15 protein-coding genes are annotated in these 16834 nt (G+C 72.8%); 10 read left to right on the forward strand and 5 right to left on the reverse strand.

The features are described from left to right. Positions 1 to 36 precede the first annotated feature (36 nt). The 4 genes from ACME2J_RS03200 to ACME2J_RS03215 form a co-directional block, all read right to left on the reverse strand. Entirely contained in the window at positions 37 to 312 is a 276-nt protein-coding gene (locus ACME2J_RS03200) for a cytochrome C oxidase subunit IV family protein (RefSeq protein ID WP_495543427.1), read from the reverse strand. Next, entirely contained in the window at positions 309 to 986 is a 678-nt protein-coding gene (locus ACME2J_RS03205) for a cytochrome c oxidase subunit 3 (protein ID WP_495543428.1), read from the reverse strand. Before ACME2J_RS03205 ends, ACME2J_RS03200 begins: the two co-directional genes overlap by 4 nt. Next, the gene (locus tag ACME2J_RS03210; RefSeq protein ID WP_495543429.1) at positions 983 to 1762 is read right to left on the reverse strand and encodes a hypothetical protein; all 780 of its coding nucleotides are present in this window, start codon (positions 1760 to 1762) and stop codon (positions 983 to 985) included. Before ACME2J_RS03210 ends, ACME2J_RS03205 begins: the two co-directional genes overlap by 4 nt. Positions 1763 to 1831: 69 nt before the next feature. Continuing rightward, positions 1832 to 2260, reverse strand: coding sequence for an ester cyclase (locus ACME2J_RS03215; protein WP_495543430.1), 429 nt, complete (start codon positions 2258 to 2260; stop codon positions 1832 to 1834). A 160-nt stretch (positions 2261 to 2420) separates the two neighbouring features. On the opposite strand from ACME2J_RS03215, the gene ACME2J_RS03220 reads away from it, so the two are divergent. The 10 genes from ACME2J_RS03220 to ACME2J_RS03265 all read left to right on the forward strand — a co-directional run bounded on the left by ACME2J_RS03220 (position 2421) and on the right by ACME2J_RS03265 (position 14839). Further along, entirely contained in the window at positions 2421 to 4082 is a 1662-nt protein-coding gene (locus ACME2J_RS03220) for a sensor histidine kinase (protein ID WP_495543431.1), read from the forward strand. Between the two features lie 3 nt (positions 4083 to 4085). Next, on the forward strand, positions 4086 to 4463 hold the full coding sequence (locus ACME2J_RS03225; RefSeq protein WP_495543432.1) for a response regulator: 378 nt from the start codon (positions 4086 to 4088) through the stop codon (positions 4461 to 4463). Then, a complete protein-coding gene (locus ACME2J_RS03230) occupies positions 4463 to 6310 on the forward strand; it encodes a response regulator (RefSeq protein WP_495543434.1) in 1848 nt (615 codons plus the stop codon). The genes ACME2J_RS03225 and ACME2J_RS03230 overlap by 1 nt, the downstream gene beginning before the upstream one ends. Positions 6311 to 6387: 77 nt before the next feature. Next, the gene (locus ACME2J_RS03235) at positions 6388 to 8340 is read left to right on the forward strand and encodes an acetoacetate--CoA ligase (RefSeq protein WP_495543435.1); all 1953 of its coding nucleotides are present in this window, start codon (positions 6388 to 6390) and stop codon (positions 8338 to 8340) included. Between the two features lie 118 nt (positions 8341 to 8458). Then, positions 8459 to 9631 (forward strand): acyl-CoA dehydrogenase family protein, encoded by a 1173-nt coding sequence (locus ACME2J_RS03240; protein WP_495543436.1) that lies wholly within the window; start codon positions 8459 to 8461, stop codon positions 9629 to 9631. Beyond that, positions 9631 to 10368, forward strand: a complete 738-nt coding sequence (locus ACME2J_RS03245; RefSeq protein WP_495543437.1) for an SDR family NAD(P)-dependent oxidoreductase — start codon at positions 9631 to 9633, stop codon at positions 10366 to 10368. The genes ACME2J_RS03240 and ACME2J_RS03245 overlap by 1 nt, the downstream gene beginning before the upstream one ends. Beyond that, positions 10368 to 11567, forward strand: a complete 1200-nt coding sequence (locus tag ACME2J_RS03250) for a thiolase family protein (RefSeq protein ID WP_495543438.1) — start codon at positions 10368 to 10370, stop codon at positions 11565 to 11567. Before ACME2J_RS03245 ends, ACME2J_RS03250 begins: the two co-directional genes overlap by 1 nt. Before the next feature lie 4 nt (positions 11568 to 11571). Continuing rightward, positions 11572 to 12753, forward strand: coding sequence for an acetyl-CoA hydrolase/transferase family protein (locus ACME2J_RS03255; protein ID WP_495543439.1), 1182 nt, complete (start codon positions 11572 to 11574; stop codon positions 12751 to 12753). Further along, on the forward strand, positions 12750 to 13682 hold the full coding sequence (locus tag ACME2J_RS03260) for an LLM class flavin-dependent oxidoreductase (RefSeq protein ID WP_495543440.1): 933 nt from the start codon (positions 12750 to 12752) through the stop codon (positions 13680 to 13682). Before ACME2J_RS03255 ends, ACME2J_RS03260 begins: the two co-directional genes overlap by 4 nt. Continuing rightward, positions 13679 to 14839 carry an acyl-CoA dehydrogenase family protein gene (locus ACME2J_RS03265; protein WP_495543441.1) on the forward strand — a complete coding sequence of 387 codons (1161 nt, stop codon included), beginning with the start codon at positions 13679 to 13681 and terminating at the stop codon, positions 14837 to 14839. Before ACME2J_RS03260 ends, ACME2J_RS03265 begins: the two co-directional genes overlap by 4 nt. Before the next feature lie 57 nt (positions 14840 to 14896). Here ACME2J_RS03265 and ACME2J_RS03270 read toward each other — a convergent pair whose 3' ends face one another. Beyond that, complete coding sequence (locus tag ACME2J_RS03270; RefSeq protein WP_495543442.1) at positions 14897 to 16834, reverse strand: alpha-amylase family glycosyl hydrolase; 1938 nt, start codon at positions 16832 to 16834, stop codon at positions 14897 to 14899.

Consider the following 16834-nt stretch of genomic DNA (forward strand, 5'->3'; position numbering starts at 1 on the left):
CGCCAGGAGTGAGTTTCGTCAGGGAGGTTGGGTGAATCAGGCGGCGAGGTAGAGGACGACGAGCAGCGTCCCGACGGCTGCGACCCACGCCTCCATGCCCCGGCGGAGGGCCGGCGGGGCGTCGCGCACCTCCATGAAGTCGAGGGCGACGTAGCGCACCTTGATCATCGCGAGGGTGAGCGCGGCGACGGCGCCGGCCTGCGCGCCGTGCGTCGTGGCGCCCTGGTCGGGTCCGGTCACCCAGGACACGATCGTGGCGAGCACGAGGCCGACCCAGACGAGGACGATCCGGCGCGGGAGCGCGAGGGTCATGTCGCGGTGAGGTAGAGGAGGGCGAAGAGGACGATCCACAGGGCGTCCACCATGTGCCAGAACGCCGCGCCGCCCTCGACGAACGCGCGGCTCTCGCCCCCGGGGTCGCGCTGCATCCGCCGCCACACGACCCCGAGCACGACGAGCCCGATGACGACGTGCAGGTAGTGCACGCCGGTGAGCGCGTAGTAGAACATGAAGAAGTCGTTCGTCGACGGCTCGAAGCCGGCGTCGAGCGTGTGGATCCACTCGTAGGCCTTGAGGACCGCGAACGCCACGCCGAGACCGGCGGCGCCGACGGTGAGCCGCCTCGCGCGCGACGCCGCCCCCGACCGGTAGGCGTGCACGGCTCCCGCGACGAGCAGCGAGCTCGTGAGGAGGACGAGCGTGTTGACGCCCCCGACGGTGAGGAGGAGCTCCTCGCGGGAGGCGGCGAACGTCGCGGGCTCCTGCGCCCGGTTGACGAGGAAGGCCGCGAACACGACGCTGAAGACCGTGACGTCCTCGGCGATGAGGACCCACAGCCCGGCCTCGCCGGGGTAGCGCCTGCCGTCCGCGCGCGACCGGGCACGGGCGGACGGCCTCGTCCCGGTGCCGCCGGGGGCCGCCGTCGTCGTGGCCCGCGCCGGGGTCGCGAACGGATCGATGAAGTCCGGGTAGCCCTGGTCGCTCACGTCGACAGGACCGGCTCGCGCTCACCGGCCTCGACGGCCTCGGTGGCCGCGAGCGCCCGCTCCGCCTCGATCCGCTGGCGGACCTCCTGGTCGACGGCGCGGCGGGTCATGATGCCCATCATCAGCATCCAGAGGCCGAAGGTGACGACGGGGATGCCGAACGGCAGGACGTCGTTGTAGGCGAGCGGCCCGTCCTTCACGAAGGCGAGCCCGAGCGCCGGCACGAACGAGATGACGATCGCGATGTTCGCCCACGCGACCCAGCGCGGGTAGACGGGCTCCGCGCTCTCGTCGCGCAGGACGACGCTCGCCAGCGCGAGGTACTGCAGGAGGAACGGCGCGACCGGGATGACGAAGAGGACGTAGGCGAGGTCGACCATCGCCTGCGTCACCTCCGGGTCGCGATCGACGCGGAACCCCGCCGCGACGAGGACGAGCATCGGGACCGAGAGGAACAGCCAGCAGCCGAGCCCGGAGCCGAGCTGGAGGAACGACATGACCGGCCGGCGGCCCTCGATGCGCAGGAGCTGCATGAAGATGGAGACGGTGAGGGCGGCGTAGAAGCCGAACGCCATGAAGCCGACGACGAGCCCGGCGAGGACGAGGTCCTTGTTCGCGAAGTAGCTGTCGACGAGCTGCTGGGGCTCGTCGGCCGGCGAGGGCGGCGGCAGGGCCCCCGTCCCGAAGAGGGAGACGAAGAGGACGAGGACTCCCCAGCTGCCGCCCCTCGCGCACAGCCGCTGCAGGGACTCGGCCCGCGTCCGCTCCGATCGCATGACGCGGAATCTAGGTGCCACTCGACGGCGTGTGAAGGGAGTGATCGCAGATCGCGATCGGCTCGACCCTCACGCGAGCCCGAGCTGCCGCATGAGCGTCGCGGCGTCGTAGTAGGCGTGGACCGAGGTGGCGCGGCCGTCCGCGTCGACCTCCCACACGTCCGTGCCCTTGACGTCGAACGGCTTGCCGGTCGCGGGGATGCCGGCCAGCTCGCCTTCGTGCGTCCCGGTCATCCGCCACTCCTGCGCGACGCGGCCGGCCGCCTCGTCGACGAGCGGCTCTCCGATCGCCTCGATGCGGAAGTCCGGGAGCCCCGCCCAGCTCCCCTCGAAGAAGCCGCGGGCGGCGTCCTTCGTCGTGAGCGGCGCAGGGAGGAGCGGGTCGACCCACTCGATGTCGTCGGCGATGACGCCGAGCGCCTTCTCGATGTCCTGGTCGTTCCAGGCGTCGAAGTAGCGCGCGGGATAGGCGGCGAGGTCGGTGGCGGTGATGGGCACGGGGTCTCCTCGGGTGGCTGGCGACCCCCCGACATTCCCACCGCGGGGGTCGGCGTTGCACCTCCCCAGGGGAGATTCCTCGTCATCCGCCGGGGGGATCTTGCTCCGGAAAGGCGACGAATCGCTCAAGACCGGAATCCCGAGTGCCGACGACGCGAACATGCCAAGGTCACCGCAGCGCGTCGTCGCCGTGACCGGCGCCGTCACGGTTCTCCTCATCGCGATCGTCGCCGTCGCCCTCCTCTCGTCGCGTGCGCAGAGCCGCACGGACCTCGAGAGCAACTTCGACCAGCGCGCGACGATCGCCGCCGCCCTCACCGAGTCGATCCTCATCCAGACCGCCCGCACGGCGGTCGACGAGCGTGCGGAGGACCTCAGCAGCGTCACGATCACGGACGAGGTCCTCAGGGAGGCCGTCGAGATCCCGGGACAGTCGTTCGTCGTCACCGACGCGGAGGCCCGCGTCCTCGCGAAGTGGCCGCAGGACGCCGCCGAGCGTGGCCGACCGGTGCCGGAGGCCGCCGACGCGGCGCGGGAGGTCGGCGCCGGAGAGGACTGGATCCTCGACGTCGGCGACGGCGCGGACGGCCGCGTCCATCTCGTCTCGGGCATCGACACCGAGAACGGCCGCCGCGTCGCGGTGATGTCGTTCCCGCGAGAGCTCCTCCAAGGCTTCCTCGGCGGATACCTGCAGCGCATCCGCACCTCGCCGCAGGACGACGCCCTCGTCGTGAGCGCGACCGGTGCCCCGCTCGCGACCGCGAGCGGACGCTTTCCCGACGGCGTCCTGCGCCTCCCCGCCGGGAAGTCCGGTCCGATCGAGCTCGAGGGAGAGAAGCTCTACTACGCGAGCGCCCCCATCGTCGGCACCGACTGGGCCGTCGTCGTGACGACCCCTGAGAGCAGCCTGTACGCGGCCGTCGGCGGGCTCTCCGAGTGGCTGCCGTGGGCGCTCCTCCTCGTCCTCGTCCTCGTCTCGGTCCTCGTCGTCGTCCTCGTCCGCCGCCTCGCCCTCGGCTCGGACGAGCTCGCCCGCGCGAACGCCGAGCTCGCCCACCGCAACGAGGAGGTCGTCGCCGCCGACCGCATGAAGACGGAGTTCCTCGCGACGATGTCCCACGAGCTGCGCACGCCGCTCAACGGCATCATCGGGTTCGCGGAGCTCATGCACGACGGGCGCGTGGGCCCGGTCGCCGATCTCCACAAGGAGTACCTCGGCGACATCCTCACGAGCGCCGGCCACCTCCGCCGGCTCATCGACGACGTCCTCGACCTCTCGAAGATCGAGGCCGGGAAGATCGACCTGCGCCCCGAGACCGTGGAGTGCGCCACGATCGTCGGCGAGGTGTGCGACGCGGTCGGCTCGCTCGCCGTCCGCAAGGGCATCGAGCTGCGCAGCGAGATCGACCCGGCGATCGATCCCCTCGAGCTCGACCCGGGCAAGCTCAAGCAGATCCTCTTCAACTACGTCTCGAACGCGCTCCGCTTCACGCCCGAGGGCGGGTCGGTCAGCGTCCGCGCGACGCTCGAGTGCGACAGCCGCTTCCGGATCGTCGTCGAGGACGACGGGCCCGGCATCCCGCCGGAGGGCCTCGAGCGGCTCTGGGACGCCTTCGAGCAGGTCGACACGGGCTCGAACCGCCGGCACGGCGGGACCGGGCTCGGCCTCTCGCTCACGAAGTCGATCGTCGAGGCGCAGGGCGGCGAGGTCGCCGTCGAGAGCACGCTCGGCGTCGGCAGCCGCTTCCACGTCGTCCTCCCGCGGGTCGTCGCCGTCGAGCGTCCCACGCCGGCCGAGCCGGCCGCAGAGCCGGTGGGGTGAGGCATGCGGTCGCGGATCCTCATCGTCGACGACAACCCGATGAACCTCAAGCTCGCGCAGCTGCTCGTCGCCTCCGAGGGGCACGACGCCGACGTCGCCGCCAGCGCCGGCGAGGCGCTCGACCGGCTCGCCGAGCAGCGCCCGGACATCATCCTCATGGACCTCCAGATGCCCGAGGTCGACGGGTTCGAGCTCACCCGGCGCCTCAAGGACGACCCCGCGACGCGGGACATCCCCGTCGTCGCGCTCACGGCGGCGGCGATGACGCACGACCGCGAGAAGGCGCTCGCCGCCGGGTGCACCGGCTTCATCCCGAAGCCGCTCGACACGCGCCGGTTCGCCGAGGAGCTCGCGCCGCACCTCCCCGCCGAGGCGGCGTGATGAGCCGTCCACGCGTCCTCGTCGTCGAGGGCCACCCCGGGAACCGCAAGATGCTGCGCGTGACCCTCGAGAGCCACGGCTGCGACGTCGTCGAGGCGCGCGACGGGGCCGCGGCGCTCGCCGCGCTCGACGGCCCGCTCGATCTCGTCGTGCAGGATCTCGTCCTCCCCGACATGGACGGCATCGAGCTGCGCGACGCGATCCGCTCGCGCCGGGAGGGCACGAGCACGCCCGTCGTCGCCGTGTGCGCCCACGCGCAGGAGCTCTTCGGGCAGGCGGCCTCCGCGGCGGGATTCGACGAGCGCATCCGCAAGCCCGTCGAGCCGTCGGCGCTCCTCGCCGCGGTCCAGCGCCTCGTCCCGGGCTTCGCGAGCGGCGGCGCGGGCGACGGCACGAAGGTGCTCGTCGCCGACGACACCGACCTCCAGCGCAAGCTCACCGTCCTGCGGCTCCGCGACGCGGGGTACGAGGTCGTCGACGCGCCGGACGGCGCGGCCGCGCTCGACGCCGTGCGCTCCGAGCAGCCCGACGTCGTCGTCGCCGACGTCCTCATGCCGGGGCTCGACGGCTTCGAGCTCTGCCGTCGCATCGCCCACGACCCGCAGCTCTCCCACGTCCCGGTGATCCTCGCCTCCTCGGTCTTCGTCGAGGAGTCCGACCGCGAGCTCGCGGTGAAGGCCGGCGCCGTCGGCTTCGTGACCCGCGAGCCGGACATGGCCGCGATCCTCGAGGCCATCCGGCGGGTCGTCACCGCCCGGCCCGCGCGCGACGAGGACGAGGACGGCTACGTCGCGCTCCACGCCGAGCGTCTCGGCCGTGCGCTCGCGGTGCAAGCCGCCGAGCACGTCGCGCTCGAGGACGAGCTCGCCCAGCGCGACGCCCAGCTCGCCGTCATCGCCGGGATCTCCGAGGTCCTCGGCCGCTCGCCCGACCCCGCCGCGGTCATCGAGGACATCCTCAAGCGGTGCATGGAGGCCACCGGGGTCGCCGGGGCGGAGTTCCGCTCGGCGACGCCGGGCGAGACCGTCCGGGTGGGAGAGCCCCCGCACGTCCCCGCCGACGCGGTCGACGCGGCGGCGCGCAACGGTCGCGCGGTCGTCTCCGGTGACGGCGTCGCGGTCGGGCTGCGCGACGACAGGGACGAGCTCGGCGTGGTCGTCCTCGGCGGCGACGGACGGCCGTTCACGCCCGAGCAGGTCGATCTCTGCCGCGCCGTCGCCCACCAGCTCTCGCAGGCCGTCGCTCTCGCGCGACGCCAGGCGGAGATCATCGGGACGCGTGACGAGACGATCGCGCGGCTCGCGAGCGCGGTGACGCTCCGTGACGGCGGGACCGGCGAGCACGTGCGGCGGATGAGCGAGTACTGCGTCGTCATCGCCCGCGCCCTCGGTCTCTCACCGGAGCGCTGCGAGCTGCTGCGCACGGCGAGCGCCATGCACGACCTCGGCAAGGTCGCGACGCCCGACAGCATCCTCCTCAAGCAGGGGCCGCTCACCGCCGAGGAGCGTGCCGAGATCCAGCGCCACACCGAGATCGGGCACGCGATCCTCAGCGGCTCGGGGTCGGCGCTCCTCGAGCTCGCGGCGACGATCGCGCTCGCCCATCACGAGCGCTGGGACGGCACCGGCTACCCCCGGCGCCTATGCGGCGACGACATCCCGCTCGAGGCGCGCATCGCGGCGGTCGCCGACGTCCTCGACGCTCTCCTCAGCGACCGCCCCTACCGGCCGGCGATGCCGGTCCCCGACGCGCTCGGGATCGTCCGGTCCGGGCGCGGCACGCACTTCGACCCCGCCGTCCTCGACGCCTTCGAGGACAGCCTGCCGGACCTCCTCGCGCTCGGCTGAGCCCTCCCCCCAGGGTCGAGCGGGGCTCCCCCTCGGGGAGGATGGCGGCGACGGCCGACGCGGATACGGTCGGTGTCATGGCGAGCACCGACGAGATCCCCGAGGTCATCTGGACGCCCGGCCCCGACCTGCTCGAGCGCTCGGAGATGGCGCTGCTGCGCGACGAGCTCGGCCTCGAGGACGCGGCGGCCCTGCATGCCTGGTCCGTCGAAGACGTCGGGCGGTTCTGGCGCACCGCGGTGTGGGACCGCTTCGACGTCCTGCACGACGGCTCGCCCGAGCCGGCGCTCGCCGACGCGCGGATGCCGGGCGCGTCGTGGTTCCCGAACGCCCGCCTCTCCTTCCCCGAGCACGTCTTCCGCGGCAAGGACGACGACGCGCTCGCGCTGCAGGCGGCCGGCGAGGTCCGCGAGCACGAGACGTGGACGTGGGGGCACCTGCGCGAGGAGACGACGCGCATCCGCGCCGGCCTGCAGGCGATGGGCGTGGGCGAGGGCGACCGCGTCGTCGGCTACCTGCCGCACGTCCCCGAGACGGTCGCGGCGTTCCTCGCGGTCTCCTCGCTCGGGGCGACGTGGTCGTGCTGCTCGCCGGACTTCGGGACGCGGACGGTCGTCGACCGCTTCGCCCAGATCGAGCCGTCCGTGCTCCTCGCCGTCGACGGCTATCGCTACGGCGGCCGCGACCACGACCGCACCGAGGTCGTCGCCGAGCTCGAGGAGGCGCTCCCGTCGCTGCGCCGGACGGTGCGGCTCGGCTACCTCGACGCCTCGGCGGGCGACTGGGCCGACGCGTTCCCGGCGACCGACGAGCCGCTCGAGTTCGCCCGCGTCCCGTTCGATCACCCGCTCTGGATCCTCTACAGCTCCGGGACGACCGGGTTGCCGAAGGCGATCGTCCACGGGCACGGCGGCATCGTCCTCGAGCACCTCAAGACGTGGCGGCTGCAGCACGACACCCGGCCCGACGACCGCGTGCTGTGGTTCACGACGACCGGGTGGGTGATGTGGAACTACCTCGTCGCCGGCCTCATGACCGACGCGTCGATCGTCCTCTACGACGGCAACCCCGGGCACCCCGACATCGGCGTGCTGTGGGATCTCTGCGACGCCGCGGGCGTCACCGTCTTCGGGACCGGCGCCGCGTACCTGCACGGCTGCCTCAAGGCGGGCATCCACCCGCGCGAGGGCCGCGACCTCTCGCGCCTGCGCGCGATCGGCTCGACCGGGTCGCCTCTGTCCCCCGAGGGCTTCCGCTGGGTGATGGACGAGCTCGGCGAGCACATCTGGCTCTTCAGCGCCTCCGGCGGCACCGACATCGCCGGGGCGTTCGTCGGCGCGAACCCCCTCGTCCCCGTCCACCTCGGCGAGCTGCAGGCAGCGGGGCTCGGCGTCGACCTCCAGGCGTGGGACGACGCCGGCCGGCCGGTGATCGACGAGGTCGGCGAGCTCGTCGTCACCCAGCCGATGCCCTCCATGCCGGTGATGTTCTGGAACGACCCCGGCGACGAGCGCTACCGCGAGTCGTACTTCTCGCACTACGACCGGGCGGTCTGGCGCCACGGCGACTGGATCCGGATCACGCCGCGCGGCAGCGCCGTCATCTACGGCCGCAGCGACTCGACGATCAACCGCGGCGGCATCCGCATGGGGACGGCCGAGATCTACGCCGCCGTCCTCGCGCTCCCCGAGGTCGTCGACGCGATGGTCGTCGACGTCCCCGCGATGGACGGGACCGGAGACGGCTGGATGCCGCTCTTCGTCGTCCTCGCCGACGGCGAGGAGCTCACCGACGACCTCGTCGCGCAGATCCGCACGCGCATCCGCGAGGACTGCTCGCCTCGGCACGTCCCGAACGAGATCCACGCGGTCGCGGAGGTGCCCCGCACCCTCACCGGCAAGGTCCTCGAGGTGCCCGTGAAGCGCCTCCTCATGGGCCAGGACCCCGAGCAGGCGGCGAGCCGCGACGCGCTCGCCAACCCCGGCGCGTTCGACTGGTTCGTCGACTTCGCACGCGCCCGCACGACCTGACCGCGGGGGGCGTCTCCCCCTTCCGAGAGGCGCGAATCCGCGCCCGGCGGTGGACCGGGGGTTCACGCCGGGCGCCGCGGGCGCTAGTCTCCCTAACGATCGTTAAGGAAGAGGCCCCATGGACTTCGCACTCACCCAGGACCAGCAGGACATCCGCCGCGCGGTCGCCGACCTCGCGGGGACGTTCGACGACGAGTACTGGCTCGAGAAGGACACCCAGCACGAGTTCCCGCACGAGTTCTACGACGCGTTCGCCCGGGACGGGTGGCTCGGGATCTGCGTCCCCGAGGAGCAGGGCGGCACCGGCCTCGGGATCACCGAGGCGTCGATCATGCTGGAGGAGATCTCCGCGAGCGGTGGCGGCATGAACGCCGCCTCGTCCCTGCACGGGATGATCTTCGGGATGCATCCCGTCATCAAGCACGGGACGCCGGAGATGAAGGAGCGTCTCCTGCCGAAGATCGTGAGCGGCGAGATGCACGTCTGCTTCGGGATCACCGAGCCGGACGCCGGTCTCGACACGACGGCGACGAAGACCTTCGCGAAGCTCTCCGACGACGAGTCGCACTACGTGTGCAACGGGCGCAAGGTGTGGATCTCGAAGGCGCTGCACTCCGACAAGGTCCTCCTCCTCACGCGCACGACGAAGCTCGAGGACTGCGCGAAGAAGACCGACGGGATGACGCTCTTCCTCACCGACGTGCAGAGCCCGAACATCGAGATCCGGCCGATCCCGAAGATGGGGCGCGAGGCCGTCGACTCCAACGAGCTGTACATCGACGACCTGAAGATCCCCGCCGAGGACCGCGTCGGCGAGGAGGGGAAGGGCTTCAAGTACCTCCTCGACGGCCTCAACCCCGAGCGGATCCTCATCGCCGCCGAGGCGCTCGGGCTCGGGCGGGCGGCGCTGCGCCGCGCCGTCGACTACGCGAACGAGCGCGTCGTCTTCGGCCGGCCCATCGGCAAGAACCAGGGCATCCAGTTCCCGCTCGCCGACGCGCGGATGCGCCTCGACGCCGCCGAGCTCGTCCTGCGCAAGGCGTCGTGGAAGTACGACCGCGGCGAGCCCGCCGGCCTCGAGGCGAACGCGGCGAAGTACCTCTGCTCCGACGCGGGCACCGAGGCCTGCGACCGGGCGATCCAGACGCACGGCGGGTTCGGGTACGCCCGCGAGTACCACGTCGAGCGCTACTACAAGGAGGCACGCTTGCTGAAGATCGCGCCGCTCCCGCAGGAGATGGTCCTCAACTACGTCGGGGAGCACGTCCTCGGCCTCCCGAGGTCGTACTGATGCGCGGCCTCGAGGGACGGGTCGCGCTCGTCACGGGCGCGGGCGCCGGGATCGGCGCCGCGGTCTCGCGACGGCTCGCGGCCGAGGGCATGAAGGTCGCGGTCGTCGACCGTGACGAGAGCGCCGCGACGGCGGTCGCCGACGAGATCGGAGGCGGATCGGTGGGGCTCGGCGCGGACGTCGCCGACGGGGCCGCCGTGAAGGCCGCCGTCGACGCGGCCGCCGACCGGCTGGGCGCCCTCCACGCCGTCGTCAACAACGCCGGGATCATCCGCCCGGCGATGCTGCACAAGATGGAGGAGGACCAGTTCCGCTCCGTGCTCGACGTCCACCTCCTCGGGACCTACCACGTCATGCAGTCCGCGCTGTCGCACCTGCCCGACGACGGGACCGGCCGCATCGTCAACTCGACCTCGGCCGCCGGGCTCGTCGGCACGATCGGCCAGGCGAACTACTCGGCGGCGAAGGCCGCCGTCGTCGGCCTCACGAAGTCGGGGGCGAAGGAGCTCGCCAAGCGGCAGATCACCGTGAACGCCGTCGCGCCGCTCGCCGCGACCGCGATGACGGAGACGGTCCGCACCGACGAGAAGCTGAAGGCGAAGACGCTCGCCCGCATCCCGCTCGGCCGCTTCGCCGAGCCCGACGAGGTCGCCGGGACGTTCGCGTTCCTCCTCTCCGACGACGCCGCGTACATCACCGGCCAGGTGCTGTGCGTCGACGGCGGGACGGTCATCTGATGGCGCGCGAGGTCCGCAGCCCGATGCTCGACGCCGGCCGCGAGGTCGTCCTCGTCGACGCCGTGCGCACGCCGATCGGCCGCGCGCACCCCGAGAAGGGCGCGTTCCGCGACACGCACCCCGCCGACCTCCTCGAGGCGACGTTCACCGCGCTGCTGGAGCGCTCGTCGCTCGACCCGGCCGAGGTCGAGGACGTCATCACCGGCTGCACGGCGCCCTTCGGCGAGCAGTCGCGCAACATCGCCCGCAACGCGTGGCTCCAGGCCGGCTACCCGGTCGAGGTCCCGGCGGCGACGATCGACCGCCGCTGCGGGTCGGCGCAGTCCGCGGTCGCCTACGGCACGGGGCTCATCGCCTCGGGCGTCCACGACCTCGTCATCGCCTCCGGCGTCGAGCACATGCACCACGTGCCGATCAACTCGCCGGTGAAGATCCAGGAGCTCTACGGCGACCCGTGGACCGATCGGCTCAAGGAGCGCTTCGACCTCATCCCGCAGGGCCTCAGCGCCGAACGGATCGCCGAGCGCTGGGACATCTCGCGCGAGGACATGGACGCCCTCGCCGTCGAGTCGCACGCGCGGGCGCAGCGGGCGACCGAGGAGGGGCGCTTCCGCGGGGAGATCGTGCCCATCGAGACGCCACACGGCACCGTCGACGCCGACCAGGGCATCCGTCCCGGGACGTCGATGGAGTCGCTCGCCGGGCTGAAGACGCCGTTCAAGGAGGACGGCCGGGTGACCGCGGGGACGTCGTCGCAGCTCTCGGACGGCGCCGCCGCCGTCCTCCTCGCCTCGCGCGCGACGGCCGAGCGGCTCGGGCTGCGCGTCCGCGCGCGCATCGTCGACCACGTCACGGTCGGCGTCGACCCGGTGATCATGCTCACCGGCCCCATCCCGGCGACGCGCAAGCTGCTCGACCGGACGGGCCTCGCGATCGGCGACCTCGACCTCGTCGAGTGCAACGAGGCGTTCGCCTCCGTCGTCCTCGCGTGGGCGAAGGAGCTCGGGCCGGACATGGACCGCGTCAACGTCAACGGCGGGGCGATGGCGCTCGGCCACCCGGTCGGCACGACCGGGGCCCGGCTCTTCGCGACGATCATCAGCGAGCTCGAGCGGACCGGAGGCGACCTCGGCCTCGTCACGATGTGCTGCGGCGGCGGTCTCGGGGTCGGGACGATCATCGAGCGCCTCGACGGGTGACGTCGTGGCGGCCCCGGTCGAGCTCGACGCGGCGCGGATCGACCTCGCCCCGTGGCTGCGTGACGGCGACGGCGTGGTCGTCGGCAACCTCGCGGCCGAGCCGGTCGGTCTCGTCGAGGCCGTGTGGCGGGCGGTGCGAGAGGCGGGTCACGTCACCGTCTTCCTCGGCATGTCGCTGCACGACCACGAGCCGCTCGTCCCGCCGCAGGCGCGCGTCTCCTCCTACGGGGGCCTCGGACGCACGGGGCGGATCGGCGGCCTCGCGATCATCCCGACGCACTACTCCGCGCTTCCCAGGCTCTTCGCCGAGCGGCTCGTCCCGGCCGACGTCGTCCTCGTCCAGGTGACGCCGCCGGACGCCGAGGGGCGGTGCGGCTACGCGGGCGGCACGGACTACCTCCCCGACGCGATCGCGCACGCCCGCGTCGTCATCGGCGAGGTGAACGCGCGCGCGCCGCGGGTCGGCGGCGAGACGATCGCGTACGACCGCTTCGACGCCGTCGTCCACACCGACCGGCCCCTCCCCGAGCTGCACGCGGAGCCCGGCCCGGTCGAGCGCGCGATCGCCGGCCACGTCGCGGCCCTCGTGCGCGACGGCGACACGCTCCAGATGGGTGTCGGCGCGCTGCCGGACGCGATCCTGGTGGCGCTCGCCGACCGCCGGGACCTCGGCATCCACAGCGGGATGGTGAGCGACGGACTCGTCGACCTCCTCGAGGCCGACGCGCTCTCCCGCCCGACCGTCACCGGCCAGATCGTCGGCACCCAGCGCCTCTACGACGCCGTCGACGGCCGCGACGACGTCGTGCTGCGGACCGTGAGCCACACGCACTCCGCGGCGACGCTCGCCGGCGTCGGCCGCCTCGTCGCGATCAACAGCGCGATCGAGGTCGATCTCGACGGCAATGCCGGCTGCGAGTCGGTCGGCGGCCGCGCCGTCGGGGCGATCGGCGGCCAGGTGGACTTCCTGCGCGCGGCCGCGGCGAGCGGCGGGACGGGCGTCGTCGCGCTGCCCGCGGCGCGGATCGTCGAGCGGCTCGACGGCCCCGTGTCGACGACGCGAGCGGACGTCGACGTCGTCGTCACCGAGCGCGGGGCCCGGCGCCTCACGGGCCTCACCGCCCGCGAGCGTCGTCGCGCGCTCGGCGAGATCGCGGAACCGAGAACGATCGAGGAGACAGCATGAGCACCGCACCACCCTGGGCGGGCATCGGGATCGCCCTGCAGACGATCGACACCTTCGGCAACGGGACGCCCGTCGCCGAGACCGCCCGCGAGGCGGAGTCCGCCGGACTCGACCACGTCTGGGTCCCCGACCACCTGCTCTTCCACCAGCCGGTCCTCGAGGCCGTCACCTGCCTCACGCTCGCCGGCGCGGTGACCGAGCGGGTGAAGCTCGGCACGGCGATCCTCAACCCGACGCTGCGCCCGGTGACCCTGCTCGCGAAGCAGCTCTCGACGATCGCGGCGCTCGCGGGCGACCGGCTGCTCCTCGGCGTCGGGCTCGGCGGCGAGTACGAGCCGGAGTTCCGCGCGGTCGGGGTCGACCGCAAGGAGCGCGGCAAGCGGATGGACGCGGCGCTCGACCTCCTGCCGCCGCTCATGACCGGCGAGCGCGTGCAGTCCGACGGGATCCTCCCGGTCGACTGCGACGGCCTCGCGCCGGCCGTCCCGCAGATGCCGCCCGTCCTCGTCGGCGGCCGCTCGGCGGCGGCCCTGAGGCGGGCCGCCCGCGTCGGCGACGCCTACTTCCCGATGTGGATGGACCCCGAGGACGTCGCGCGTGCCCGCGAGGAGCTCGCGTCGATGGCCGCGGAGCACGGGCGTCCCGCCCCGGGCGTCGCGCTCGTCGCGTTCGTCAACGTCTGCGACGACGCGGGCGTCGGGCGCGAGCAGGCGGCCGAGCACATCCAGCGTCAGTACGGCATGCCGTTCGACCGCGTCGAGAAGTGGGCGTTCATCGGCGACGCCGAGCACGTCGCCTCGCGCATCGCCGAGTACCGCGACGCCGGCGTCGACGGCTTCTGCCTCTCGCCGGCGGGTCCCCATCCCCTCACCCAGGTGGACGGCATCGCCGCCGTCCGCTCGCTCGTCCCCGGAGGCACCACCGCATGAAGCGCGACACGTTCACCGCCGACCACGACGATCTCCGCGAGAGCTTCGGGAGGTTCCTCGACGCCGAGGTCGTCCCGCACTACGAGGACTGGGAGCGCGAGGGCCAGGTGCCCCGTGAGGTGCTGCGCCGCATCGGCGAGCTCGGCTTCTACGGACTCCAGGTCCCGGAGGAGTTCGGCGGTCCGGGCGTCGAGGACTTCCGCTTCAACGCGGTGCTCAACGAGGAGGCGACGCGGCGGGGGCTCAACGCCTTCGCGCTCTGCGTCACGATGCAGAACGACGTCGCGCTGCCCTACGTCCTCGAGCTGTGCAGCCGCGAGCAGCAGGAGCGCTGGCTGCCCGGCATCGTGAGCGGCGAGCTCGTCCTCGGGATCGCGATGACCGAGCCCGGCACCGGCTCGGACCTCGCGGGCATCAAGACGAAGGCCGTCCGCGAGAACGGTCACTACGTCGTCGACGGCTCGAAGACGTTCATCACGAGCGGGCTCAACGCCGACCTCGTCATCACCGCCGTGCGGACGGGGTCGACCGGCACGCACTCCGACCTCAGCCTCGTCATGGTCGAGAACGACACGCCCGGCTACACGCGCGGACGCAACCTCGAGAAGCTCGGCCAGCACGCCCAGGACACGGCGGAGCTCTTCTTCGACGGCGCGCGCGTCCCGGTCGAGAACCTCATCGGCGCGGAGGGCGACGGCTTCCGCCACCTCACGCACAACCTCCCGCAGGAGCGGATGTCGATCGCGATCGGCGCGGTCGGGGCGGCCGAGGGCGCGCTCGAGCGCACGCTCGAGTACGTGAAGGACCGCCACGCGTTCGGGCAGCCGATCGGCACCTTCCAGAACTCCCGGTTCGTCCTCGCCGAGTGCCGCACCGACATCGCGTCGACGCGCGCGTTCGTCGACCAGTGCCTGCGGTCGCTCGTCGCCGGCGAGCTCACGGCGGCCGAGGCGGCGATGGCGAAGTACTGGTCGAGCGAGATGCTCGGCCGGGTCACCGACGCGTGCCTCCAGCTGCACGGCGGCTACGGCTACATGCAGGAGTACCCCATCTGCCGCGACTACGCCGATGCCCGCATCCTGCGGATCTACGGCGGCACGACCGAGATCATGAAGGAGATCATCGGCCGCGACATGGGCCTCGCGGACCCCCGCTGACCCGCCCCGACCCGGTGAGTGTCGATCCACCCCCGGTATCGGTGGGCGGATCGGCATTCACGCCTTCTCGAGGAGGGACATTCCGGGCGGGGAGTGCCCTCCGAGGACGTCGGCGTAGCCCGACGCGTCGATCTGCGCCACCGCGTCGCGACGCACCGGGACCGCGACGAGGACCTCGACGGCCTCGCCGCGCGTGAACGCGCAGACGTCGGGGCCGGCATCGACCGGTCGGTACGGGCCGTCGAAGGCCTCGGGCCGCCGGGCGCGGAGGTCGAGCGCGCGGCGGATGACGTGGAGCTTCATCGTCTCGCGCGTCGGAGCCTCGCCCCGCGCCAGCGCGTCGAGCGCCGCCCGCCGCGTCTCCCAGTCGACGGGCCGGCGGTTGTCCGGGTCGACGAGCGAGAGGTCCCAGAGCTCGTCGCCCTGGTAGACGTCGGGGACCCCGGGGACGGTGAGCTTGAGGAGGAGCTGACCGAGGGCCGACCGCTCGCCCTCCGGCAGCAGCCGGTCGAGGAACGGGAGGAACGACGCGCGGAACCGGTCGTGCTCGAGGAGCCCGGTGGCGAACCGCTTCGCCCGCTCCTCCCAGCCGTGGTCCTGGTCGACCCACGTCGTGTTGCGCTTCGCCTCGCGCAGCGCCTTCTCGACGTAGCCCTCGAGCCGCTCCGGCGTGATCGGCCACGCCGCGACGAGCGTCTGGAAGACGAGGTAGCGCTCCGGGACGTCGGGGGCGCCGTCCTCGACGAGGTCCTCGGTCGCCGCGAGCCACCCGCGGACGTGCTCCGCCCACTCCTCCGGCATCGTGCTGAGCGCGCCGACCCGCGCCCGCGCGTCGCCCGAGCGCTTCGTGTCGTGCGTCTGCGTGATGAGGAGGTTGTGCGGGAACCGCTCGGCCCGCTGCGCGTTCGCGAGGTGGAAGTCCGCGACCGGCACCGAGAACCGCCCCGGGTCGCCGCCGACGTCGTTGAGCGCGAGCAGCCGCAGGTAGCGGTAGAACGCCGTGTCCTCGATGCCCTTCGCGGTGACCGGCGGCGAGGTCTGCTGGAAGCGCGAGACGAACTCCGCGGGCGCGCCGTCGAAGAGGTCCGGCCGGCCGGCGGCCTCGAGCGCGGCGCGGTCCTCCGGCGCGACGCGGCCGTCCGTCACGTAGGTGCGGTAGACGGGGAGCCGCGCGAGCGCCTCCTCGAGGCCGCCCGGATCGTGGATCGTCCGCAGCCGGTCGACCTCGCGCGTGAACGTCGTCGTGGCCTGCTCCATCTGGGCATCGAGCGCGACCTCGTCGAACGACCGGGAGTCCCCGGAGAGCTCGTGCCACAGCGCCGTGAGCGGCGCCTCCGCGACCGGATCGACGAAGAGGGCCTGCACGTCGACGAGGAACTCGTAGCCCACCGTCCCCTCGACCGGCCAGTCCCGCAGCCGCTCGCCGGGGTGGAGGATCTTCTCGACCCAGACGTGCTCCGCGCCGGCGTCGTGCAGGCGCTGCAGGTAGCCGGCCGGATCGGCGAGCCCGTCGGGGTGGTCGACGCGCAGGCCGTCCAGCACGCCGTCGCCGACGAGCTCGAGGACCTTGTCGTGCGTGAGCGCGAAGACCTCCGGGTCCTCGACGCGCACCCCGGCGAGGTCGTCGATGTCGAAGAAGCGCCGGTGGTGCCCGGTCCCGGGGTCGACGTCGAAGACCCGCACGCGCTCGGCCTCGTCCGCCCACCAGCGATTCTCGTCCCCGGCGCCCATGTGGTTCGGGACGATGTCCAGCACGATCCCGATGTCCTCGCCGGCGAGAGCGCGCAGCCCCTCCTCGCCGCCGAGCATCTCGGAGACGCGCGTGGGGTCGACGACGTCGTATCCGTGCGTGGAGCCCGACCGCGCCTGCAGCGCCGGTGAGAGGTAGACGTGCGTGATCCCGAGATCGCGGAGGTAGGGGACGAGCGCGCGGACGTCGTCGAAGCGCATCTCGGGCCCCAGCTGGAGCCGGTAGGTCGCGCGGGGGATGCTCAT

The organism is Paraconexibacter sp., from assembly GCF_059438195.1.